Here is a 23,762-nt window from a genome sequence, read left to right as displayed (position 1 = left end):
TTATATCTTAATGAGGATGTGTTTTGCCACTTCCCTGCTTACATTAATTTGTTTGTTTTCTACATTTAACTCTACAGAACCATCAAAATCAGTGATTTCTGTAATTTTTATTTGTTTGCCTAGAGTAAGACCCAGCTTTTCGAGATGTTGTAAAAAAAGTGAAGAGTGTTCACTAACCCCCATTATTAAACCTTTATCTCCGATTTTAAGCTTACTTAATTTTATAAATATTGTATTATCTAGCTTTCCATTCTTATCTGGAATAGGGTCGCCGTGAGGGTCATTTTTAGGGAAGGCTAGAAATTCATCCAGGCGTTCAATTAGCTCTGGAGATTTGATGTGCTCTAGCTCTTCGGCGATGTCGTGAACCTCGTCCCATTTAAAATTCAGTTTTTCAACAAGAAACACTTCCCAAAGCCTATGCCTTCTTACGATATTGATTGCTGCGGCTTTGCCTGAGTCAGTAAGCTTTACTCCCTGATATTTTTTGTAATCAACTAATTGCTTGTCAGCTAATTTCTTTATCATATCTGTAACCGATGCAGCTTTGGTTTGTATTCTTTCCGCAATAGCATTGGTTTGTACTGTACTTTCGGTATTAAGCGAAAGGTGGTATATAATTTTAAGATAGTTCTCTTCTGTAAAGGATTGCATTTATAGTTGTCTAACTATTGGTTTAGACAAATCTAAAAAAATATTAAGAAATAAACTGTAAATAATTGTAACAATTTTAGAATAAAATTTGGCATGTAACGCATTCTTATTCTACCTTTGGATAATATTAATAAAACTAATGGCAGCAGAACTAGATAAAACTGATTTTAAAATTCTTAAATTACTACAAGAAAATGGACGGATAACTAATTTATTGTTATCTCAGGAGATAGGACTTTCGCCGGCTCCTACGTTGGAAAGGGTACGTAAATTAGAGATGTCGGGTTTTATCAAAAGCTACCATGCTTTGGTTGATGAAGAGAAGTTAGGTTTAGGCATTAAAACGTTTATCCAGGTTCAATTAGATTTTCATAAGAATAATACTATTCAAATCTTTTTAGACGAGGTAAATCAGATTAAGGAAATTACGGAATGTCATCACGTAACGGGACAGGCGGATTTCTTACTAAAGGTTTATGTTAATGATATTAAGGCCTATGAACGTTTAATTATGGATAAGATTAGTAAAATATCTGTAGTTAAAACTTTCCAGACTATGATGATCATGTCTACCACCAAAAAGGAACCAATCGTTCCTTTGGAATACTAATTCATATTAGATAATTTGCCAATCAATTGGACTAAGGCCTTGTTTTTCTAATATAGCATTGGCCTTAGAAAAATGTCTGCATCCAAGAAATCCATTATAAGCTGAGAAAGGTGAGGGGTGAGCTGCGGCCAAAATGGTATGTTTTGTTTGGTCGATCAGCGATGATTTGTTTTGAGCATATCTACCCCATAAAAGAAAAACAATACCCAGCCTTTGTTCCGATAATTGACTTATTACTTTATCCGTAAACGTTTCCCAGCCTCTTTTCTGATGAGATCCCGCTTCGTGTGCCCTTACTGTTAAGGTGGCATTGAGTAGTAAAACACCATCATCCGCCCATTTGGTTAGATTGCCATGTGTTGGGATAGAAAAACCTCCTATGTCGGTTGAAAGTTCCTTGTATATATTTTTTAAAGATGGAGGAACGGTAACTCCTTTTTGAACGGAAAAAGATAATCCATGAGCTTGTCCTTGTCCATGATAAGGATCTTGCCCTAAGATCACTACTTTTACTTTGTCAAATGGAGTGTGATTTAAGGCGTTAAAAACGTCTGATCCTTTAGGGAAAACTGTAACTCCTTGTTGCTTTTCCTGCTGCAAGAAAGATTTTAAATCTTTCATGTAGCTTTTTTCAAATTCGGGTTCTAGTTCTTTAAGCCAGCTTTTTTCTAAAGTAATTGACATGTTTATTTTTTTGATAATATTTGTACCAAGTCTTCTTCGATACTTATTGTTGGTTTTTCAATGATTCGACCTAGTTCTTCTTCGCTTTGATAAATAATAAAGGTCGGCACACGATCTATATTTAAATCCTTTAATAATTCATCTTCTGTTTCTTTCGCTCGGTCTACACAGATGAAGGTTATATTCTCTTCTACGATGGATGATGAATCAATGGTTTTTAGAAAATGAGGAAGTTGTTCCCGACTATCTCCACACCATGTTCCTAAGACAATAGTAATGTTTTTGTCTTTTAATAATGGTAGTAAATCATTTAGTGCATTGGGCTCTGGAGCATAGTCCGGATACTCAATGTCATATTTTTCCTTCATTGTTGGGAAAACCGTAATAATATCACGAGTGCAAGTATTTATTAAGATGATTTCACCAGTTGAAGGATCTTCTACTTGTTTATTGATGTGTTGTGCTCCGGTTTTCATAGTTAAGGATTTGTAAAAGTATTCATATTTTGAAAATCTTTAGCTAAAATATGAAAAGGAGGACATTTCTTTTTTGCTTAAATTATAATTTTTAATCTGTTTTTTTGGTATTTAAACACGATATTTGCAAAAAAAAATATAAAAGGATATGCCAAATATAGTTCGTCTTATTTTAGGTTTTGTTGTGTTGGGAGCTTCCATTGCCCTTATGTTCTTCAGTTTTTGGGGATGGGGTATATTAGGTGTTTTTATTAGTATCCTGATTGCGGTTACATATTTTTACAACGAAAATATGTTGCTTGCTCAGTGGTTCTTAAGAAAGGACAACATGGATAAAGCCGAAGCTTTTCTAAAGAGAATAACTAATTATGAAAAACAATTGATCAGAGTTCAGCATGGTTATTATAATCTTTTAATAGGTTTGATAGAATCAAGAAAAGCGCCAATGCAATCTGAAAAGTACTTTAAGAAAGCGCTTTCTTTAGGTTTACATATGGACCATAATATAGCTTTAGCTAAATTAAGTTTAGCGGGTATATCAATGGGAAAAAGAAATAAAAGAGAAGCTCAAATGTATCTGACTGAGGCGAAAAAGGCGGATAAAAATAAATTACTCGCTGATCAGATAAAACAAATGAAAGATCAGATGGGGATGATGGATAGACAACAACAGGTTAGATATAGATAAGGAAAAGATTAAAGCCACATGCAAATGTGGCTTTTTATTTTTCGCTTAATCTGTCAAAGTTTTCATTCGCTTCATAGTACTGAGAAGATCTGCTAATGATATCATCTTCAAGATAATCTTTCTTCTTGCTAAAGAACAACTGCTCTGATTGTATTCTTGTGATCAGCTGACGGATCAACGTTAGGTCAAAAGCTTCTTTACTAAGCTTTATGCAGTATTCATTTTCTGTTATTTCAAGGCTTGAACTGTTCATGATTTATCAATTTTAATATACCCTAAAAGTAGAAAAGGCCTGCTAGTATTTTATGTAGCAGGCCTTTAAGTTTTTGTTATCTGTATGTTAAGAAAACCAAGTTGTTACGTCCTCTTTTGAAGGCATGGTTAACTCAAGTTTAAGTTTCTTACGCATTCCTCCAAGATCATTAAACACCTTGTTCGGATTTGCAGCCTTTAACTCCTCAATTGTATTGATTCCCATTTTTCTAATCACCTGAACCCATTCAGCAGGAACACCCGCGCTTACGAAGTCTTCATCGGTTGTTACCTTTGCTTTTTTCTCCGGTCTCATTTGAGGGAAGAATAATACTTCCTGGATAGTAGATTGGTTAGTCATTAGCATTACTAATCTATCTATACCTATTCCTAGTCCAGAGGTTGGAGGCATTCCGTATTCAAGGGCACGTATAAAATCTTCATCCATAGCCATTGCTTCATCATCACCTCTGGCAGCTAATTTAAGCTGATCCTCGAAACGCTCTCTTTGATCGATGGGGTCGTTAAGTTCTGAATAAGCATTACCAATTTCCTTACCCATCACAAATAATTCAAATCTTTCAACCAAACCTTCTTTGCTTCTATGTTTTTTAGCAAGAGGAGTCATCTCTAAAGGATAGTCAGTAATATATGTGGGCTGAATTAGGTTTGCTTCAACTTTCTCACTAAACAATTCGTCGATAAGTTTACCACGACCCATGGAGTCATCTATTTCAATATTTAGACTTTTACAGGTTTCTTTTAATTCCTCTTCAGTCATGTTGGAAACATCAATGCCTGTGTACTTCTGTATTGACTCATACATGGTCAGTTTTTCGTATGGGCCTTCAAAGTTTATCTCATGTTCGCCAACTTTAACAATAGGAGATCCGTGAATAGCTACCGCAATTTTCTCAAGACACTCTTCTACCATAGCCATCATCCAGATGTAGTCTTTATAGGCTACATAGATTTCCATAGAAGTAAACTCAGGATTGTGAGTACGGTCCATACCTTCATTTCTGAACATTTTACCGAACTCATATACACCGTCGAATCCTGCTACAATAAGCCTTTTTAAATAAAGCTCATTTGCTATACGAAGGTATAGCGGCATATCTAATGTGTTGTGGTGTGTAGTAAAAGGACGGGCAGCAGCACCACCATGGATAGACTGTAATATAGGCGTCTCAACTTCCATCCAACCCTGATTATCGAAATAATTTCTCATGGTATTAATTACCTTAGAGCGGTTGATGAAAATTTGTTTAAAATCAGGATTTACGGTTAAGTCAACATAGCGTTGTCTGTAACGTAATTCAGGATCGGTAAAACCATCAAATATATTCCCTTCTTCATCGCGCTTTACAACAGGTAAAGGTTTTAAAGCTTTAGAAAGAAGCGTAAATTCTGTAACGTGAACAGAAATCTCGCCAGTTTGAGTTGTGAAAACATAACCCTTAACACCTATAAAATCTCCAAGATCCAGCAATTTTTTGAAAACAGTGTTGTATAGGGTCTTATCTTCATCAGGACAAAGCTCATCTCTTTTTAAATAGACTTGGATTCTTCCTGTAGAGTCTTGTAATTCCACAAATGCAGCACTTCCCATAATACGGCGGGTCATTATCCTACCGGCTATGCTGATGTTCTTATATGCAGTTTTATCCCGTTCGTAGTTTGCTAAAATATCTGCAGCATTTGCATTTATTTCATATGCTTCGGCAGGGTAGGGATTTATCCCCAATTCACGCAACTGATTTAGCGAATTACGGCGCAATAATTCTAATTCTGATAGTCCTGTACTCATATATCTCTTATATCCGGCAATAAGCCGTATAGTTTTATTTGTATTGTATTTTTAAAATTATGCAAAAATAGGTATTTGCAGCATTTTTTGTCTGCATTAAATAGGAATATTCAGTGTAAAACAGAATATATATTTAAAGTGTATTAATCTGCCTCAACGGATTCGTTATACATTTCGTTAATAGTTTCCGCATATTTCTTTTCAAGAACCTTTCTTTTAGCCTTTAAAGTAGGTGTTATTTCACCTTCTTCAATGCTGAAGGGATTGCGTTTAATTTTGAAGTTCTTTATTCTTTCAAATTTCGCAAGTTCCCCTGAAAGTTTTTTAATGTCTTGACCAATCCAATCAATAATCTCTTTCTCTGCTATAAAAAGCTCAGGTTTTTGGAAAAAAGATTCAGGAAGTTTAAAGGTTTCCTGAAGATTTTCTTTGTTTGGGATAATGATTGCAGTAAGATATTCTCTTTTATCACCAATTAAGAACAGCTGGTCTATTTTTAAACTTTTTAGGTATATATTCTCAACAGGAGTAGGATAAACGTTCTTTCCATATGCATTTACGATCATGTTTTTTAAGCGATCTGTAATTTGAAGGTTCCCTCTGTAAAATCTACCAATATCACCTGTATGAAACCAATTGTGTTTGTCAATAGCTTCAGCAGTTTCAGCTGGTTTATTAAAATAACCTTGCATAACACAATGGCCACGAACAATAATTTCTCCTTCAGCACATTCAAAATTTGGATCAAATGATTCATGCGTTTGAATGTTAATCATTTCCTTGGTTTCCACATTCTGAATGCCAATTTCAATACCAGGAATTACACGTCCAACTGTTCCATATACCTGTCTATGATATTCAGTAACAGACATAACAGGTGAGGTTTCGGTTAGTCCAAAGCCTTCAAGTATTTTAATGTCAAGATTTCCGAAGAATTCTCCAACATTTTTAGGTAAAGCAGCGCCACCGGAGATCATGAACTTTAGCCTGCCACCTGTTTTCTCTTTTATTTTACTGAAAACAAGCTTCTCAGCTATTGACCGCTTTGCGGAAAGGAAAATACCAGGAGTTTTATCGGCTTCTTTTTGCTGACGATAGTTCTTGCCGGTTTCTAATGCCCAAAGAAAAATCTTAGATTTTAATCCATCTCCTGATGTACCACTTTTTATAGCTTTGTCATGGATTCTTTCTAATAGTCTTGGAACACAATTCATTACTGTAGGCTTTATCTCGCCCATGTTTTTTGCCAATAGCTCCAGGCTTTGTGCAAAGGCAATTTTACAGCCTTGCGCACAGCAGACATGATAGGTTGCGGTACGCTCAAAAACATGTGAAAGAGGCAGAAACGATAAAAAGGTTTCTGTTTCATCTATAACAGGGATTTGCTGTAAACATACTTTAACGTTTTCAACGAAATTACTATGAGAAAGCATTACACCTTTTGGGGTGCCCGTGGTTCCTGAGGTATAAATTAGGGCCGATATATCTGAAGGTTTAAGTGCTTCACGCAGCGTTTTTATTTCTGCTAATTTGTTTTCAGTTAAACTACTTTTTGTATTGAGAATTTCTTCAAAACTTACAATCTCAGCATTAAGGTCTTCAGGGATGGTAACTTTTGTGTATTCGGCAAAGGCAGGAATTATATAATTGAGTTGTCGGCAATTGCCGGCAATTTTTAGGATCTTTTTGTACAAGAAAGTATTTCCTACTAAGATGGCTTTGATACCCGAGTCATTAATAATATATTCTACTTCATGTTCCGAAAGTGTAGGGTATATAGAGGTATTAATTGCTCCAATTTGTTGTATTCCCTGATCATAATAGACATACTCTGGAGAGTTCTCTATCATTAGTCCCATTCTGTCACCTTTTTTTATTCCTTTACTCAAAAAGAATGCTGAAACTGCATCTGCATTATCAAGCGTTTCTTTGAAGGATATTTCCTCCCAATTGGTGTTCTTTTTGTCTATAAGAAAGGTCTCTTCCGGTTTATGAATGTTTTCGACTACATTTCGCAGTAAACTGGGAACTGTAGAGGACTCGTTGAATGATACCATATATGATTGGTTAGCTTGTTATAGCAATGATAAACTTTTCACTTTAAAAATGCAACCACCATTGCAGTGGTTTGTTCAATAAAAAAGGGCGCTAAAAGCGCCCTCTACAAATATAGTGAAATGTACGTTAAACAGAAAAACTCTCTCCACAACCGCAGGAACGGCTGGCATTTGGATTGTGGAAATTAAAGCCCTTTCCATTTAAACCATCAGAAAAATCAAGTTCGGTGCCTGCCAGATATAAAAAGGATTTCATATCCAGAGCTATTCGGATACCTCTGTCTTCAAAAAACTGATCTCCCTTTTGTTCTTCGTTATCAAAATCTAGATTATATGATAATCCTGAACAGCCACCACCTTTAACTGAAACGCGCAAGAAATAGGTGCTATCCATCTGCGATTCTTGCATCAGGTGATCAATTTTACTCTTTGCTTTATCTGTTATCGTGATCATTTTAGTAGTAGTTAGTGTTTAGTAGTTAGTCTTTAGTACTTAGTATTTAGACGAATTGCTATAAGCGTCATGCCTAAATACTAAGTGCTAGATACTAAATACTCGAATTAGTGATGAGATTTAGCTAATTCAAATGGTTCTAAGCCGTTTTTAACACGGTAATCATTAATCGCTGATTTAATAGCATCCTCTGCTAATACTGAACAGTGAATTTTAACCGGAGGTAAAGCCAATTCTTCAACAATATCCATATTGTCGATAGTTAATGCCTCGTCAACAGTTTTACCTTTTAACCATTCAGTTGCTAAAGAAGATGATGCAATTGCAGATCCACATCCAAATGTTTTGAATTTAGCATCTGTGATTACATTATTCTCATCAACCTCAATTTGTAAACGCATCACGTCGCCACACTCAGGTGCACCAACAAGGCCTGTACCAACTGATTTACTATCTTTATTTAAAGTACCAACATTTCTAGGGTTGGTATAATGTTCCATTACTTTTTCTGAATATGCCATTTTATTTTACTTTAAATCCCTGTCAACAGAGACAATTTATATTATATGAATTAAGGAGCTATTAGTGTTCAGCCCACTCAATTTTACTTAAGTCAATACCTTCTTTAAACATTTCCCAAAGTGGAGAAAGATCTCTAAGGTGATTAACTGCTTTTTTAGTGTTTTCAATTGCGTAATCAATTTCTTCTTCGGTAGTAAAACGACCTAATCCGAAACGGATAGAAGAGTGTGCAAGGTCATCTGACAATCCAAGGCTTTTTAAAACGTATGAAGGTTCTAAAGAAGCTGAAGTACATGCAGAACCTGATGATACAGCAAGATCTTTCATTGCCATCATTAAACCTTCTCCCTCAACATATTTGAATGAGATATTGGCAACATGAGGTAAACGGTGCTCCACATTTCCATTTACGTAGCTTTCTTCCATTTGAGAAAGAGCAGATTCAAGTTTGTCTCTTAAGCCAGATAAGCGTTTTGCTTCGCTATCCATTTCCAAACGACAAAGTTCACAAGCTTTACCTAAACCAACAATACCAGGTACGTTTAATGTTCCTGAACGCATACCACGCTCATGACCACCACCGTCTATTTGTGCTGTTACTTTAACTCTTGGATTTTTACGACGTACATAAAGTACACCTACACCCTTAGGGCCATACATTTTATGAGCAGAAAATGCCATAAGATCAATACCATCAGCATTTACATCAACAGGGATTTTACCAACCGCCTGTGTAGCATCTGTCATGAATAAAGCACCATGTTTATGAGCAATAGCCGATATTTCCTTGATTGGCTGAACAACACCTATCTCATTGTTTCCATACATAATGGTTACAAGAATAGTTTGATCTGTCATTGCGGCTTCTAATTCCTGAAGATCGATAAGACCATCTTCTTTAACTTTTAGATAAGTAACTTTTGCTCCAGCTTTTTCAAGGTGCTTGCAAGTATCTAAAACTGCTTTGTGTTCTGTAGTAGCAGTAATGATGTGATTACCTTTATCCTGATACATTTCAAAAACACCTTTTATACCCAGGTTATCGGCTTCTGTAGCACCTGAAGTAAATATGATCTCTTTTTCTGTACAGCCAATTAATTTTGCTACTTGCTCACGTGAGTAATCAACAGCTTCTTCAGCAACCCATCCAAAGGCGTGATTGCGGCTGGCAGCGTTACCAAATTTGTTTGTGAAATAAGGTAGCATTGCTTCTAAAACCCTAGGATCTAGAGGGGTAGTAGCATTATTATCTAAGTAAATAGGAAGTTCCATCGTTTTTGTTTATTCTTATTAATAGACAAAGATACGAAAAAAGATTGCCAACAATTATAATTAATAGCTATGACGGTATAGTTAAAACTCGCATTTTTACATTCCTTTAACGTATTAATTCGTTTATGAAGAAGATAGAGCACATTGGGATAGCTGTAAAAGATCTTGATGTATCCTGTAGTTTGTATGAAAAATTGCTGGGTACCTCATGTTATAAAAAGGAAGAAGTTCCCTTAGAAGGTGTAAGTACGGCTTTCTTTAAAACAGGAGAAAATAAGATTGAATTGCTTGCTGCAATTTCTGAAGATAGCCCAATTGGAAAATTCCTTGAAAGGAAAGGTGAGGGAATACATCATATTGCATTTGATGTTGATGATATTGAAGAAGAAATGAAAAGATTAAGATTAGAGGGGTTCATTTTGCTGAATGAACATCCAAAGTTAGGTGCAGATAATAAATTAGTGTGCTTTGTACACCCAAAAGGAACTAATGGGGTTTTGATTGAATTATGTCAGGAAATACGATAATGGATGAGTTAACATCACTGAGTAATATTATCAATAAAGATTTTGATATAGATAATATTACTACTGAAGCCTTAATGAGAGAACGTTTAATTGAAGCATTTGCATATTTGCTTGATAATGATATTTCTAAAATGATGAATATATTATACAGAACCGATGTTGATGAAGCTAAGCTAAAATCATTGTTGATAAGTAACTCTGAATTACCCTCTGCAGAGGTAATTGCAGACGCTTATATAGCCAGACAAAAGCAGAAAATTGAAACGTGGAAAAAGTATAGTAGATAATTTTTTTACACTTATTTGTTTCTAAGAAATAAAATCACGATATTTGCATCCTTAAAAATAAGCGACAAATAAGTATATAACAATATGAAAAAAGATCTGCATCCATCAAACTATAGATTTGTAGTATTTAAAGATATGTCTAACGAGTATTCTTTTTTAACAAAATCTTGTGTAGATACTAAAGAGACTATTCAATGGGAAGATGGTAACGAATATCCTCTATATAAATTAGAGATTTCTCATACTTCTCACCCTTTTTATACTGGTAAAATGAAATTGGTTGATACTGCTGGTCGTATCGATAAATTCAAAACTCGTTACGCTAAAAAGTAATTATACCAAAATAAAAAATTATTTTAAAGTCCCGGTGCTGTTGCTTCGGGACTTTTTTTATTTTTGTGGCTTATGATAATCAATTTATTTGATGATAGCGCGTGGCAGTCGTTACGACCACTATCTTTCACACGGCCGGTTGCAGATCTTCGTATAGGGATTTTAACTATTGCTCAAAAGTGGGAAAAGTATTTAGGTGCTGAATCCGGATTTTTAACAATAGCTTATCTGGCGGAAAAATACCCTTTGTTATCTGATGCCGAACTATTCATCAATGGCTCTGTTTGTCCAGATGAAGAATTGGTAACCGCTATTTCCTACGTTAAACAGGGGGAGTGTCTGAAAAAGCAAGATATTATAGTTGCGTATAAAATAAATAAAGGCGACTCTATTGATGGACATGATAAACTCAAGCCTATTGAGTATTCTGGAGATTTTATCAGAATTGCTGTTCCTGAAGATATTTTTAAATTCAATGATACTGAGCTTAAAAAAGACTTTGCTTTGCTTACAAAAGGAAGGACCTCCGCAAAATTAAGTGCTACCAATACTTTTATTGGTGATAATATTTTTGCTGAAGATGGAGCTGAAGCTGAATGTTCATCATTTAATAGTCTGAATGGCCCTATTTATATTGGAAAGAATTCGCAGGTATGGGAAGGATGTCATATAAGAGGTTCTTTTGCCTTATGCAATGACTCACAGATAAAAATGGGTGCCAAGATTTACGGGCAAACAACTATCGGTCCTTACAGTAGGGTAGGTGGTGAAATTAATAATGCCGTAATTTGGGGCTATTCATCAAAAGGTCATGAAGGTTATTTAGGAAATGCAGTGATGGGGCAATGGTGCAATATTGGCGCTGATAGCAATAACTCGAACCTTAAGAATAATTATGCAGAGGTGAGGTTGTGGGATTATGCTGCAGAGAGTTTTCGTAAAACAGGGTTACAGTTTTGCGGTTTAATTATGGCCGATCATGCTAAATGTGGTATTAATACCATGTTTAATACAGGTACGGTTGCCGGTGTAAGTGCCAATATATTTGGACCTGGCTTTCCGAGAAACTTTATACCTGATTTTGCCTGGGGTGGAGCTCAGGGCTTTGAAGTGTATAGTTTAAACAAAATGTTTGAAACTGCCGCAAAGGTTTACGAGCGTAGAAATTTAGAATTTAGTACAATAGAAAAAGATATTTTAACCCGGGTTTTTGAAGATACAAAGATCCATAGACGTTTTTAATTAGGCCTGTATATATAATAAACCTTAAACAGACCACAATAGATTAAATTATGAGAAAAAAAATAGTAGCAGGAAATTGGAAAATGAATTTGGACTATGCTGAAGGCATATCATTATTTTCAGAAATTGTTAACATGGTTAGAGATGAAAAAAAAGGAGATCAGTTAGCTGTTATCTGTGCTCCATATATTCATTTAAATAGTTTAGCACAACTTGGTGGTGATGTAGTAGGCATTGGTGCTGAAAATTGCCATGAAAAAGAAAGTGGTGCTTACACTGGTGAGATCTCTGCTAAAATGATAAAATCTGTTGGCTGTGGATACGTAATCGTAGGTCACTCAGAAAGACGTCAGTATTTTGCTGAAAGTGATGAATTATTGGCACAAAAAACAATTGCTGTTCTTCAAAATGATTTAACTCCTATTTTCTGTATTGGTGAAACACTTGAAGAAAGAAATAACGGCACCTATTTTGAAGTTTTGAAAACTCAATTGGAAAACGGAGTTTTTGGATTAAGTGCTGCTGACTTTTCTAAAGTTGTTATCGCTTATGAGCCTGTTTGGGCTATAGGAACTGGCTTAACTGCATCATCTGATCAAGCTCAGGAAGTTCATGCTTTTATCCGTAAGGAAATTGCTGCTAAATACGACAATGCAATTGCTGAGAATACAACTATACTTTATGGAGGTAGCTGTAACCCTAAAAATGCTGCTGAACTTTTTGCTCAAAATGATATTGATGGTGGTTTAATTGGTGGTGCATCTTTGAAATCAAGAGATTTTGTTGATATCGTTAAAACATTCAATTCTTAATGCAATATATACAAGTTACTTTCAGCTTCACCGAAGTTCAGGAATATCAAAAAGATTTACTGATCGATGAACTAGCAAATATTGGATACAATACATTTGAGGATACATCGGACGGATTCGATGCTTTTGTTGATCTTGATCATTTTAATGAACAGGCTCTAAAAGAAGTGATGACTCAGTTTGATGGTGAACTTAAGTGCACCTATAATGTAACAGAGATTGCAGCTGAAAACTGGAATGAGGAATGGGAAAAGAACTTTGAACCATTAATCATTGACGATCAGTGTTATGTAAGAGCTACATTTCATCAACCACAACCTCAGTATAAGTATGAGATTGTGATTGATCCGAAGATGGCCTTTGGTACTGGTCATCACCAGACTACAACAATGATGATGCAATATATTTTATCTACCGATGTTAAAGATAAAGTGGTATTGGATATGGGTTGTGGAACAGGAATATTAGCCATTTTAGCTTCTAAAAGAGAAGCTAAAATGCTAACAGCAATTGATAATGATGACGTTTGCTATGAAAGTACCTTAGAAAACTCCTTGTTAAATAATATTACAAATATCACTGCATTTTGTGGTGGTAAAGAGGTTATTCCTGACACGGTTTTCGATATTATTCTTGCAAACATAAACAGGAATATTCTTCTAGACCAGATTTCAAGATATGCTGAGGTGCTAAAGGAAAATGGCAGCATTTTCTTTAGTGGTTTTTATGAATCTCCTGATCTTGAAATGATAACCGATGCTTGCAAAGAGTTCGGTATTAGTTATTTGAGCCATAAAAAGATTGGTGAATGGGTGGCTGCTCATTTTATAAAGGGTTAATTGAATCTTAGAAATTTCAGAATATAGAATTATGCGTATACATTTTATCGCTATAGGCGGCAGTGCCATGCACAATCTTGCCATTGCTTTACATAAAAAAGGCTATCAGGTTACAGGCTCCGATGATGTCATTTTTGAACCATCGAGTAGTAGATTAGAAAAGCATGGGATATTGCCCAAATCTATGGGTTGGAATGAAGGTAACATCACAGAAGATCTGGATGCTGTTATTCTGGGAATGCATGCACTCGTGGATAATCCGGAGTTGTTAAAAGCGCAGAGCTTAGGCTTAAAGATATATTCTTATCCAGAGTATATCTATGAGCAAACTAAGGATAAACTTCGCGTAGTAATAGGTGGCAGTCATGGTAAAACAACCATTACATCTATGATATTGCATGTGCTGAATTATTACAAAAAAGATTTCGATTATCTGGTTGGTGCCCAATTAGCCGGATTTGATACCATGGTTAAGGTTACAGACGCTGCCCCTTTAATTGTTATTGAAGGTGATGAATACCTGGCTTCACCAATTGATCGCAGACCGAAATTTCATTTGTATAAAGCGAATATCGCTGTGATTAGTGGGATTGCCTGGGATCATATTAATGTATTCCCTACTTATCAGGATTATACTAAGCAGTTTGAACTCTTTATAGATACAATTCAACATGAAGGGAAGTTGATTTTCTGCAACCAGGATCAAGACCTTAAGGTAATAGTAGAGCAGTCGAAAGCGCCGGTTGAAAAAATAGGTTATGGCATTCCAGAACATGAAGTAAAAAACGGAATAACTTATTTATTGCCAGATGAAACGGCGCTTAAAGTATTTGGTGATCATAATTTGATGAATCTTAATGCGGCGAAGCTTGTATGTAAACAGTTAGGCATTTCTTCAGAAGAGTTTAATACGGCAATTGCTTCGTTTACTGGAGCGGCAAAAAGATTAGAACTTTTGAATAGTTCAAATGAAACTAATGTTTACAAAGATTTTGCTCATTCTCCATCAAAGTTAAAGGCTACCATCGAAGCTGTAAAAACTCAGTTTACTACACGGAAATTAGTTGCCTGTATAGAGTTGCATACGTTTAGCAGTCTGAATAAGGATTTCCTTGCTCAATATGCAGACACAATGAGTAACGCAGATGTTGCAATTGTTTACATTGATGAAAAAACATTTGAGCATAAGAAAATGCAACCATTTACTAAGTCTGAGGTGCAAAAAGCGTTTAACGATGATAATTTGCAGTTTTTCAATGACTTTAGGCTGTTGGAAAGTTACTTACAAGGTATAAATTTTTACCGTACTAACTTGTTATTAATGAGTTCTGGAAATTTTGGTGGACTTGATCTTACGAAATTGGCACGTGAGTTGAATACGATATCATAATAAGAACAAACAACAATAGTACACCTAAATTTTAAACATGAATATCATTGGTAAAAACATTAGACAGCTGCGCCAAAAAAATGGCTGGAGTCAAGGTGAAGTAGCAAAACGTCTAAATATTTCCATCCCTGCATTTTCAAAAATCGAAACTGGAATTACTGATATAAACATATCGAGGTTGGCGCAAATAGCTAATCTGTTCGAAGTTTCTACTATGGATATCATTTCAAAAGAGGGTGAAAATCCTCAGTCTATGAATTTCGAAGAAATTAATAGTTTAAAAGACAAGCTTTCTCAAAGAGAAGAGGAGATCATTAAACTTCAAAAGAAGGTGATTGATCTTTATGAAGAAATTCGCGAGAAATAAGTCGTTAAGAGAAAATTTTACGCATAGTCAGGTGTCGCTTTCCAAAAGTGGCACCTGTTGCTTGATGAATTGATAACATCTTATCATTAAAATCGCCTACCCAGGATAGTTCAAGTTCATCGTACTGATCAAGTGGTAAAACATATTCCTTTAGTTTTATAAAAAGTGCCGATTCTAATCCATGCTTTTGAAAGGATTTTTTTGTACCCATTACAATAGCACGCATTCTATTAACACCAACCCAACGTTTGTAAACAAACTTTAGCTTTTCAATTAAGCCAAGCTTTCCATTAAAGCCTTTAATCATTTGGTTGGCATCAGGTATAATAACTACAAAGGAAGCAGGTTCACCGTTCACGTAAGCAAACCAAATTAGTTTTTCATCCATTATTGCTTCCATCATTTTGAAACTCTCCTGCAACGTTTCTTTTTTGATTGGCACGAAATTGTCAAAGTCCTCCCATCCATCATTGTAAATTTCCATTAAGTCGTTAACATATTTCTCAGCATTCTTTTTCGAGAAATGTTCAAATGTATATCCAGGCTTATTAGCAACCCAGTTTGCAATTTTTGTGAAACGCTCCGGAAATGGATTTCTTACTGCAAGATGATTGGTTATTTGTTCGTATTCAGTTTTGAACCCGTATTCAATGAAAAAATCATGATAGTAGGGGTGGTTGTAGTTCATTCCAAATGAAGGTGGAGTAAAGCCCTCTACCAGTAGCCCCCAGAATGAATCGTTTTCGCCAAAATTTATTGGACCATCCATGGCTTTCATACCATTCTCCTCAAGCCACAATTTTGCAGTGTCAAATAACTTAAAAGCAGCTTTCTTATCATTAATACATTCAAAAAATCCCATCCCACCAGTAGGTTGGTCATATTGAAAAGCTTTTTTCTCATTTATGAATGCAGCAACCCTTCCTATTGTTTGCCCATTGTTATCTTTTAATAACCATCTGTTGCATTTACCATGCTTAAAGAAGGGGTTTTTATCAGGGTTAAATATTGTATTTATATCCTGGTCTAATGGACAGATCCAATTTTTATCATTTTTATAAATAAATCGGGCAACTTCTAAAAAATCTTTACTGGTTTGTTTATCAGATACAGGTATAATTGTCATGCTTGATGATTGGGGATAAAATAAAAAGCATCCCAAAGGGATGCTCATAAACTATTATATTTTTAGTTACTAGTAGTCGTCATCGTCGTCATCAGAACCAAAACTATCAAAAGTATCAAGATCATCTAATGGCATATCAAAATCGTCATCATCATCGTCATACTTTTTCTTAGTACTAATTTCGTCTTGCGAATCTTCCATCTCAGCTTCTGGATCAACTAGTGGACTTTTCTTAATTGGTTTCTTTGGAGTTTTCATTACAAAAAATATAATTCCCTAAGGTTTTTATTTATGAGTTAAATTTACAAAAAATCTTTTTAAATCAAAAGAACGATGTTTTTTAAAGATTTTCTATATTTCAAAAGTAACACAATTTGAAATTCCGCAACGAATTTTTTTAAAAAAAAATGGATCAAAAAAAAATGGTAAAGCTATGAACTTTACCATTTTTTAACACACAAATGAAACCTGAATTGAGATATAGTTTTAGGTTAGGTAAAATATCTTTGATCAATTCTATAAGAACGCTTTTTACAAACTCTGTTTGTTTTAATATCTATAACAAGTTTAAGGCAAATTTTGAAACGATTAATTTTTAATTAGTGAGTGGTATAAAAAATTGAGTAAACGGTATTTTACCACTTTAATGGGATCGAAATTGAGACAAATGTGCCCGAATTACCGTTTTGTTTTATCTCCATCTGTATAGGGTTTACCTCAACGCGATTTAGTAGGTTAATGCGTTCCCTGGTTAAATCCATGCCTTTACTTACATGGTGCCCTTTTTTATCTCTAAGCGAATTGTCAATCCCAATGCCGTCATCAATAATTTGTATCAGCAAATATTCAGTACCAACTAAACTTATATGTATATCAATATTGCCACCTTCTTCCTTAGGCATTATCCCGTGCCATATTGCATTTTCTATATAAGGTTGAAGAAGCATAGAAGGAATTAAAGTTTCTTCTTTATCTATAGCCTTATTCAGTGTAATGGAGTAATTTAATTTACCACCAAATCTTTTCTTTTCCAGGCTTAAGTATAATTCCAGGTACTCAATCTCTTCTTCAAGAGATATAAAACTCTTAGTACAAATTTCAAGGTTCTTTCTGATGAGTCTTGCAAAGCCGGTTAATATTTTATTTGCCGATGTCGTATCTTTTGTATTTATGTAATGCTGTATAGAGTTCATAACATTAAATACAAAGTGTGGGTTCATCATTGCCTGTAAAGCTCGCTGCTCAAGCATTAGGATTTTATTTTTTAACAGTAGTTGTTCTTGCTCTTTGTTTTTTCTGCTTTTAGTTACAAAAACAGCTACCTTATAAAATACAAAGCCAGCCAACACAAAAGTTAATGCAAGAAACCAGGTTGTTTGCCAAAAATGACTTTTTAAGATGAAGCGAATCCTGGTAGGGCTACTCCAGTCACTGTTGTTTGTTTTTGCACTTATTTCAAATACATAATCACCAGGTTCCAGAGAAGAGAACTCGAGCCTTCTGTTCTTTGTTTCAGTCCAGTTGGCGTTAGATTTTAAACGATAACGGTAAACAATGTTTCTATTTTGAAAATCAATGGCACTATAATAAAATGAAATATTATTATCAGATGGATCCAATGTATGATTAGTCTCATTTAATCCCAGTTTTATTTTATTATTAATTATGGATGAGATAAGTACTTTGGGAGGTTCATTAATTGTTTGAGCTTTGTTAATGGTAAAATACACTAAACCATTATTGGTTGCGAAGTAAGCATAATTATTATCAATGTACAATGAATTAACATCATCTTTGAGCAATGCATTAGTATATTCAAATGTTTCTACAAGCGTTTTTTGATTGTACAGTGAAACCTTATTGATGCCGTTATTAGTAATTATCCATACATCATTACCCTTAACAAATAACTTTTTACAAATATTATCTGCCAGCCCGTCTCTTTGAGTTATTACCTTTATTACTTTTCTGTTTTTTATAAAAATAATTCCATATCCATCGGTAGCAAGCACTAAAGTGCCATCATTTAACTCTTTTATATCATTAATTCGCCTGGTTAGAAGGCTACTTCTTTCATAATAACTATATAAAGAACCATTAGAAAACTCTGATAATCCATTTATATTAGAAAACCAGAGGTTCTGATTCTTGTCGAAAAATACACAATAAGCCCTGTTGTTAAAGAAATCGGTACCTTCTCTAAAATACAATGAACTAAATTCAAACTTGCCAGCAGAATATGGTAGAATAACTACGCCAGATGATAGGGCGAGGGATAAACTTTTGTCTTTTGCAACGCTAAAGCTTTTAATTACAAACATTGAGTTGGTTGCTTCCCTTAAGTAGTCTATTTTTTTATTACTACCGTAAATATTTGCTATTCGGCCTAATCCATATTCCGAAGCAAAGTAAATAGTCTGGTTGGCCGTATCTAGTGTCAGTTGTTTAATAACATTGTATTTCTTTTTATCCGGTAATGATATTTTACTAATGGAAAGATTAACAGGATTAAGAATGTTAATGTCGGCTTCATCTAATCCTAACCAGAAATGATTTCGGTTATCCTTAATTACACTTTTTATAACGTCGCTGCTTAATCCGTTAGTCTGGTTTACTATGTAAAGCCGTTCATCACTTTTTGGAAGCATATAGATTCCATTGTTAGTGGTAAACCACATATTACCTTTCGAATCCTTTATAACCTGGCTTGAAGATATATTGCTGAGGTAGGTCGTCATCTTGCCGGAATGATCAATAAAATATATTCCTGAGGCATTGCTAATCCATATATCCTTGTTTTCATCTAAATGAAAAAATCCTGGATCATTATTTAATAAAGCAGGATCAATTTTTAATTGCAAATGCTTAGCTGTTCCATTTTGAAGGTTGAGCCCGTTTTGATCAAGAAAGGCAAATGTTTTATCTGAAAGATTTAATCCTGATTTGTAATTCAATAATAAGGATTTGTGAGGCACTACAATAAATTTTGAACCATCAAAGGTTCTAACAGATCGATTACTATAAATCCATATCTTTCCAGACCTATCTTCATGCACAAAGCTATTGATAAACTGTCTGTTGCCATTAGCAGAGATGTACTTCGTAATAGATTTTCCATCCCACGTTACCAGAACATTTTTATTGGTGCCAAACCAGATTTTGCCTTTGCTATCTTCAAAAAATGAAACAATAACGGCGTTAAATCTTAGCTGTTTAAGCAGTTTATTGTTTGTCTCATTATAAAATTTTCCGTTTAAAAAGTAGCTTAATTGACCATTTAATGCCAGGAACCATATTTTTCCACTTTTGTCCTCTTTAATCTGTAGCATCTGATTATCAGGAAGGCCGTCATCAACTGAGAAATTTTCGAATACTTTTCCATCGAATCTACTTACGCCAGCATCTGTGGCTACCCATATGTAACCCTTGGAATCTTGAAGTGTATAAAAACAACTATTACTTGGAAGACCGTCTTTTGTGCCGAAATGTTGAAGATATGTACTTTGAGAATAGGCAGATAAGCTAAGAATTAATAAAACAATTAGTGTACTAAAGGAGATTGTCCAATTTCTTATCTTATTTATCACTATCAAAGTTAGTATACGATTTAATTTTTTCCATAAAATCACTTGCACGCCTTCTGGAGACCGCAATTTTATCACCATTTTTTAATATGAGTTCCAATCCATTTTTCGAATTGTATTCTTTTAGGTAATTAAGGTTCACTATACTTGATTTATGAACCCTTATGAACTGATTATCGGGAAGTATTTCTTCATATTCTTTTAAAACCTTAGATACAGTTATTTTATCCTTGTTAGCTAGATGGAAAACAGAATAATTGCTGTCAGCTTCAATATGAACTATATCATCAATACTTACCAGGCTATATCCCTGCCCATTAGGTAAGCTAATTTTACGTATCTCGTTTCGTTCAGAAAGATTTACCGCCAGATTTTGGAGACCTTCATTGCGATTACTCTCCGTTTTACTTAAAGCAATATATTTTGATGCTTTATTAACAGCTTCCTTAAGCTCATCAATATCTATTGGTTTAAGCAGGTAGTCAAGGGCATTAGCTTTAATCGCTTTTAATGCATATTGATCATAAGCAGTAGTAAAAATAACATGGGTATTAGTGGATTGTATTTGAGGAATTAAGTCAAATCCATTCTCTCCAGGCATCGCAATATCAAGGAAAATTAAGTCAATAGTATGATGAGCGAGTAGGTTCCTGGCTTCCGAAACGGACTTGGCTATACCAGAAATATGGATATTCTCACAGTTTTCCTGCAATAAGAAATATAAGGAGGAACGAGCAAACTCTTCATCGTCTACAATAATAGCATTCAGCACAGTAATAGATTTTTATATGGTGAATTTATTAAAAAAATGAACGATTGAAGAATATTTCTTTCAAACACCGAAAACCGAACACATTTTTCTTTCGTAAGTGCCATTATACAACATTAAACAACCAGGCTTAACAGATCTTCGAAACCTGCCTTGCATGCTTCATGATCTTTAAAACTTAAACTGAAAAATTATGAAAAATTTACAAGAACAAGAAAAGCAAGAATTGCTGCCAGTAGAGCGGAGTGTTTTCACAGCCCCATTGCAACGCCGTTCTTTTCTGCAATTTGCAGGAGCAGGTGCAGCAGCTGTAGCATTGGTAGCTGTAGGCTGTAAAAAGGACAAGAATAATGACGGACCTATGGTTCCGGGTGGAGTTACCCTCGACTTTAAAGATGATTTTGGAGTTTTGAATTATGCTTATGCTTTAGAACAACTGGAAGCTGCTTTTTACATTAAGGTAGCATCAAATCTACCATCAGGTTTTACAGCAGAGCAAAAAACATACTTTCAGGATATTCAATTTCATGAAATTGCGCATAGAGAGTTTTTCAAAAAAGCTTTAGGTACTGCTGCTATAGGTAGTTTGGAAGTTAATTTTGAATCTATAGATTTTACATCAGCTTCAAGTGTTTTAGGAGCTGCAATGGCTTTTGAAGATTTAGGCGTTGGCGCTTATAATGGCGCAGGTAAACTCCTTACAACTCCTGATTATTTAGTTTTGGCGGGTAAAATTGTTTCAGTTGAGGCGCGTCATGCAGCATATATCCGTGATTTAATTTCACCGGGATCTTTCGCTTCCAGTCCGCAAGTTGATGATAGTGGCTTAGATAAGGCTCTATCGCCTAAAGATGTTTTAGCTGCTGCGGGAAAATACATCAAAACTAAAATTAACGTAACTAACCTGGCTTAACCTTAAACTTTAGAAAACATGAATATCGTAAATATATTAGAAGAAATTGAAAAAGTAGACGGTGAGATCTATGAAAGATTAAATCCGAGAAGATCTGCAATGAAGGATTTTTATAACATGGGGAAAAAAGTAGCTTTAGCAGCAATGCCATTAGCCTTAGGTTCTATGTTTACAAAAGCTTACGGACAAAGTACACCAGCTAAAGTCACGAATGTTTTAAAATTTGCTTTAACATTAGAATATTTAGAATTCCATTTCTATAATCATGCAGTTGAAGCTGCACCCGGATTAATTCCAGCTGGGCTGCCATTAGGTGCTATGAAAACCATTCGTGATCATGAAAAAGCTCACGTGGCCTTACTTAGAGGTGCATTGGGTGCAGATGCAGGGGATGCATTACCATATACAGCTTTTGATTTTACTGCTGGTGGAACCTTTGCTGATGTATATACAAACTATGATACATTTTTAGCAGTGGCGCAAGCATTTGAAGATACTGGTGTAAGAGCTTATAAAGGACAAGCTACAGAATTAATGGGTTCGGGAGTATTAACTGTAGCATTACAAATTCACTCAGTTGAAGCACGTCATGCTGCTCACATACGTACGATGCGTGCTGGAAGAGGTGCTAAAATTAAACCATGGATCAGTCTTGGTGCCGGTGGCGTTGCAAATGACACTGGTATTGGAGCCGTTGATCCCATATATGCTGGTGAGAATACTGATGTGCAAGCTGGAGTTACAATTACTGGTATTGCAACAGGCGTTACTAAAGCAGCAGCAGTTGAATCATTTGACGAGCCTTTAGCTAAGGCAGACGTTTTAACTATTGCAGGATTATTTATAAAATAAAAGGGTTGTTTAAGTTTAAGATGGGGAAGGGGACAATAGTCCTCTTCCTTTTTTTATTCATCATAAAATCTTAATAATTGATCACCTGCTCTTCTAAATGCTCAGGCAAATCACGATAGTTATATTGTTGACCGCGTAACTGAGGTTCAAAACCGGCTTCTCTAATTGCATCCTGTATTCCCTTAGCAGTAAAACGATGCGGAGCACCAGCTGCCGAGACTACATTTTCTTCAATCATAATAGAACCGAAATCGTTGGCACCAGCGTGTAAACATAACTCAGCAACACTTTTTCCTACAGTTAACCATGATGCCTGTATATTTTTCACATTTGGCAACATGATTCTACTTAAAGCAAGCATTCTTATATATTCATCGCCGGAAACATTATTGCTAATACCTCTTAGTCGTTTTAATAAAGTGCCGTCATCTTGAAAAGGCCATGGAATAAATGCTAAAAATCCTTTAGCAGTCGCAGGTTTTTCACTTTGAACCTCTCTTATCCACACTAAGTGCTCAAATCGTTCTTCAATAGTTTCAACATGCCCAAACATCATTGTCGCAGAAGTAGTAATGTCAAGCTGATGAGCTGCACGCATTACATCCAACCATTCCTGTCCACCACATTTTCCTTTTGAAATTAATCTCCTTACCCTATCATTTAATATTTCTGCTCCTGCACCCGGTAATGAATCCATCCCAGCCTCTTTAAGTGCTTTTAAAACTTCAGTATGAGAAATACCCTCAAGTTTTGCAACGTGTGCAATCTCAGGTGGGCCTAAGGCATGTAATTTTAAATCAGGATATAATTCTTTTAATTGCTTAAACAGATCTGCATAAAATTTCAAACCTAAATCAGGATGGTGACCGCCTTGTAGTAACAATTGATCTCCACCTAACCTAAAAGTTTCTTCAATTTTTACTTTATAAGTTTCTATATCCGTGATGTAGCTTTCATCATGTCCTGGTCTTCTAAAGAAATTACAGAATTTACAGTTAGCAATACATACGTTAGTAGTATTAACATTTCTGTCTATCTGCCAGGTAACTTTACCACTTGGTACTTGCTTCTTTCGTAATTCATTGGCAACATAAGCCAGCTCAGCGGTAGCTGCATTATTGTATAAAAAAACACCCTCTTCTTTTGTTAAAAAGTCGAACTGTAAAGCCCTTTGGAGTAATTCGGCAGTATTCATAGCACAAACTTAGATAAAATTGACGCTTTTATTTTCAATCCTATGCA

Annotated in this window: 26 protein-coding genes; 12 read left to right on the top strand and 14 right to left on the bottom strand. The window is 35.0% G+C overall.

Annotated elements, in window-relative coordinates; all coding sequences use genetic code 11:
• Positions 1 to 654: a metal-dependent transcriptional regulator gene (locus tag J1905_RS15195; protein ID WP_214228152.1), complete on the bottom strand. Its 654-nt coding sequence runs from the start codon at positions 652 to 654 to the stop codon at positions 1 to 3.
• Between the two features lie 139 nt (positions 655 to 793).
• On the opposite strand from J1905_RS15195, the gene J1905_RS15190 reads away from it, so the two are divergent.
• Positions 794 to 1,264, top strand: coding sequence for an Lrp/AsnC family transcriptional regulator (locus J1905_RS15190; RefSeq protein ID WP_048906633.1), 471 nt, complete (start codon positions 794 to 796; stop codon positions 1,262 to 1,264).
• A gap of 6 nt (positions 1,265 to 1,270) precedes the next feature.
• On the opposite strand, the gene ung is transcribed toward J1905_RS15190, so the two are convergent.
• Positions 1,271 to 1,948: a uracil-DNA glycosylase gene (gene ung, locus J1905_RS15185; RefSeq protein WP_214228151.1), complete on the bottom strand. Its 678-nt coding sequence runs from the start codon at positions 1,946 to 1,948 to the stop codon at positions 1,271 to 1,273.
• Positions 1,949 to 1,950: 2 nt separating this feature from the next.
• Complete coding sequence (locus J1905_RS15180) at positions 1,951 to 2,424, bottom strand: thioredoxin family protein (protein ID WP_214228150.1); 474 nt, start codon at positions 2,422 to 2,424, stop codon at positions 1,951 to 1,953.
• A gap of 148 nt (positions 2,425 to 2,572) precedes the next feature.
• Here J1905_RS15180 and J1905_RS15175 point away from each other — a divergent pair, with 148 nt between their 5' ends.
• Positions 2,573 to 3,112: a DUF2892 domain-containing protein gene (locus tag J1905_RS15175; protein WP_173093172.1), complete on the top strand. Its 540-nt coding sequence runs from the start codon at positions 2,573 to 2,575 to the stop codon at positions 3,110 to 3,112.
• A gap of 34 nt (positions 3,113 to 3,146) precedes the next feature.
• Here the strand turns inward: J1905_RS15175 and J1905_RS15170 are convergent, their stop codons facing one another.
• The 6 genes from J1905_RS15170 to J1905_RS15145 all read right to left on the bottom strand — a co-directional run bounded on the left by J1905_RS15170 (position 3,147) and on the right by J1905_RS15145 (position 9,479).
• Positions 3,147 to 3,365 (bottom strand): hypothetical protein, encoded by a 219-nt coding sequence (locus tag J1905_RS15170; RefSeq protein WP_108205967.1) that lies wholly within the window; start codon positions 3,363 to 3,365, stop codon positions 3,147 to 3,149.
• Between the two features lie 87 nt (positions 3,366 to 3,452).
• Positions 3,453 to 5,174 (bottom strand): lysine--tRNA ligase, encoded by a 1,722-nt coding sequence (gene lysS, locus J1905_RS15165; protein ID WP_214228149.1) that lies wholly within the window; start codon positions 5,172 to 5,174, stop codon positions 3,453 to 3,455.
• A 143-nt stretch (positions 5,175 to 5,317) separates the two neighbouring features.
• The gene (locus J1905_RS15160; RefSeq protein WP_214228148.1) at positions 5,318 to 7,231 is read right to left on the bottom strand and encodes an AMP-dependent synthetase/ligase; all 1,914 of its coding nucleotides are present in this window, start codon (positions 7,229 to 7,231) and stop codon (positions 5,318 to 5,320) included.
• 127 nt (positions 7,232 to 7,358) lie between these two features.
• Positions 7,359 to 7,685 (bottom strand): HesB/IscA family protein, encoded by a 327-nt coding sequence (locus J1905_RS15155; RefSeq protein WP_173093178.1) that lies wholly within the window; start codon positions 7,683 to 7,685, stop codon positions 7,359 to 7,361.
• Between the two features lie 107 nt (positions 7,686 to 7,792).
• Positions 7,793 to 8,206, bottom strand: a complete 414-nt coding sequence (iscU, locus tag J1905_RS15150; protein ID WP_108205963.1) for a Fe-S cluster assembly scaffold IscU — start codon at positions 8,204 to 8,206, stop codon at positions 7,793 to 7,795.
• 61 nt (positions 8,207 to 8,267) lie between these two features.
• Positions 8,268 to 9,479: an IscS subfamily cysteine desulfurase gene (locus J1905_RS15145; RefSeq protein WP_214228147.1), complete on the bottom strand. Its 1,212-nt coding sequence runs from the start codon at positions 9,477 to 9,479 to the stop codon at positions 8,268 to 8,270.
• Between the two features lie 125 nt (positions 9,480 to 9,604).
• Here J1905_RS15145 and mce point away from each other — a divergent pair, with 125 nt between their 5' ends.
• The 8 genes from mce to J1905_RS15105 all read left to right on the top strand — a co-directional run bounded on the left by mce (position 9,605) and on the right by J1905_RS15105 (position 15,276).
• The gene (gene mce, locus J1905_RS15140) at positions 9,605 to 10,006 is read left to right on the top strand and encodes a methylmalonyl-CoA epimerase (RefSeq protein ID WP_214228146.1); all 402 of its coding nucleotides are present in this window, start codon (positions 9,605 to 9,607) and stop codon (positions 10,004 to 10,006) included.
• Positions 9,988 to 10,293: a hypothetical protein gene (locus J1905_RS15135; protein WP_250318109.1), complete on the top strand. Its 306-nt coding sequence runs from the start codon at positions 9,988 to 9,990 to the stop codon at positions 10,291 to 10,293. Before mce ends, J1905_RS15135 begins: the two co-directional genes overlap by 19 nt.
• 84 nt (positions 10,294 to 10,377) lie before the next feature.
• Positions 10,378 to 10,626 (top strand): type B 50S ribosomal protein L31, encoded by a 249-nt coding sequence (locus tag J1905_RS15130; RefSeq protein WP_099437417.1) that lies wholly within the window; start codon positions 10,378 to 10,380, stop codon positions 10,624 to 10,626.
• 72 nt (positions 10,627 to 10,698) lie between these two features.
• Entirely contained in the window at positions 10,699 to 11,868 is a 1,170-nt protein-coding gene (locus tag J1905_RS15125; RefSeq protein WP_214228145.1) for a putative sugar nucleotidyl transferase, read from the top strand.
• A 50-nt stretch (positions 11,869 to 11,918) separates the two neighbouring features.
• A complete protein-coding gene (gene tpiA / locus J1905_RS15120) occupies positions 11,919 to 12,680 on the top strand; it encodes a triose-phosphate isomerase (protein ID WP_173093186.1) in 762 nt (253 codons plus the stop codon).
• Positions 12,680 to 13,519 carry a 50S ribosomal protein L11 methyltransferase gene (gene prmA, locus J1905_RS15115; protein ID WP_214228144.1) on the top strand — a complete coding sequence of 280 codons (840 nt, stop codon included), beginning with the start codon at positions 12,680 to 12,682 and terminating at the stop codon, positions 13,517 to 13,519. The genes tpiA and prmA overlap by 1 nt, the downstream gene beginning before the upstream one ends.
• 31 nt (positions 13,520 to 13,550) lie before the next feature.
• Entirely contained in the window at positions 13,551 to 14,909 is a 1,359-nt protein-coding gene (locus J1905_RS15110; RefSeq protein WP_214228142.1) for a UDP-N-acetylmuramate--L-alanine ligase, read from the top strand.
• A gap of 37 nt (positions 14,910 to 14,946) precedes the next feature.
• Positions 14,947 to 15,276, top strand: a complete 330-nt coding sequence (locus J1905_RS15105; protein ID WP_108205955.1) for a helix-turn-helix domain-containing protein — start codon at positions 14,947 to 14,949, stop codon at positions 15,274 to 15,276.
• 4 nt (positions 15,277 to 15,280) lie between these two features.
• On the opposite strand, the gene J1905_RS15100 is transcribed toward J1905_RS15105, so the two are convergent.
• The 4 genes from J1905_RS15100 to J1905_RS15085 form a co-directional block, all read right to left on the bottom strand.
• Positions 15,281 to 16,402 (bottom strand): GNAT family N-acetyltransferase, encoded by a 1,122-nt coding sequence (locus J1905_RS15100; protein WP_214228430.1) that lies wholly within the window; start codon positions 16,400 to 16,402, stop codon positions 15,281 to 15,283.
• A gap of 69 nt (positions 16,403 to 16,471) precedes the next feature.
• On the bottom strand, positions 16,472 to 16,660 hold the full coding sequence (locus J1905_RS15095; RefSeq protein WP_108205953.1) for a hypothetical protein: 189 nt from the start codon (positions 16,658 to 16,660) through the stop codon (positions 16,472 to 16,474).
• Between the two features lie 377 nt (positions 16,661 to 17,037).
• Positions 17,038 to 19,989 carry a ligand-binding sensor domain-containing protein gene (locus tag J1905_RS15090; protein ID WP_350027985.1) on the bottom strand — a complete coding sequence of 984 codons (2,952 nt, stop codon included), beginning with the start codon at positions 19,987 to 19,989 and terminating at the stop codon, positions 17,038 to 17,040.
• Positions 19,979 to 20,758: a LytR/AlgR family response regulator transcription factor gene (locus tag J1905_RS15085; protein ID WP_214228140.1), complete on the bottom strand. Its 780-nt coding sequence runs from the start codon at positions 20,756 to 20,758 to the stop codon at positions 19,979 to 19,981. The genes J1905_RS15090 and J1905_RS15085 overlap by 11 nt, the downstream gene beginning before the upstream one ends.
• Before the next feature lie 190 nt (positions 20,759 to 20,948).
• On the opposite strand from J1905_RS15085, the gene J1905_RS15080 reads away from it, so the two are divergent.
• Positions 20,949 to 21,668: a ferritin-like domain-containing protein gene (locus J1905_RS15080; RefSeq protein ID WP_214228139.1), complete on the top strand. Its 720-nt coding sequence runs from the start codon at positions 20,949 to 20,951 to the stop codon at positions 21,666 to 21,668.
• Positions 21,669 to 21,686: 18 nt separating this feature from the next.
• Positions 21,687 to 22,520, top strand: coding sequence for a ferritin-like domain-containing protein (locus J1905_RS15075; RefSeq protein WP_214228137.1), 834 nt, complete (start codon positions 21,687 to 21,689; stop codon positions 22,518 to 22,520).
• Positions 22,521 to 22,590: 70 nt separating this feature from the next.
• On the opposite strand, the gene mqnC is transcribed toward J1905_RS15075, so the two are convergent.
• A complete protein-coding gene (gene mqnC, locus J1905_RS15070) occupies positions 22,591 to 23,715 on the bottom strand; it encodes a cyclic dehypoxanthinyl futalosine synthase (protein ID WP_214228135.1) in 1,125 nt (374 codons plus the stop codon).
• Positions 23,716 to 23,762 lie beyond the last annotated feature (47 nt).

This window comes from Pedobacter sp. B4-66 (genome assembly GCF_018492665.1).
Lineage (GTDB): Bacteria > Bacteroidota > Bacteroidia > Sphingobacteriales > Sphingobacteriaceae > Pedobacter.
The sequence above is the reverse complement of the archived record's forward strand: the minus strand, read 5'-3'. Positions and strand labels throughout refer to the sequence as shown.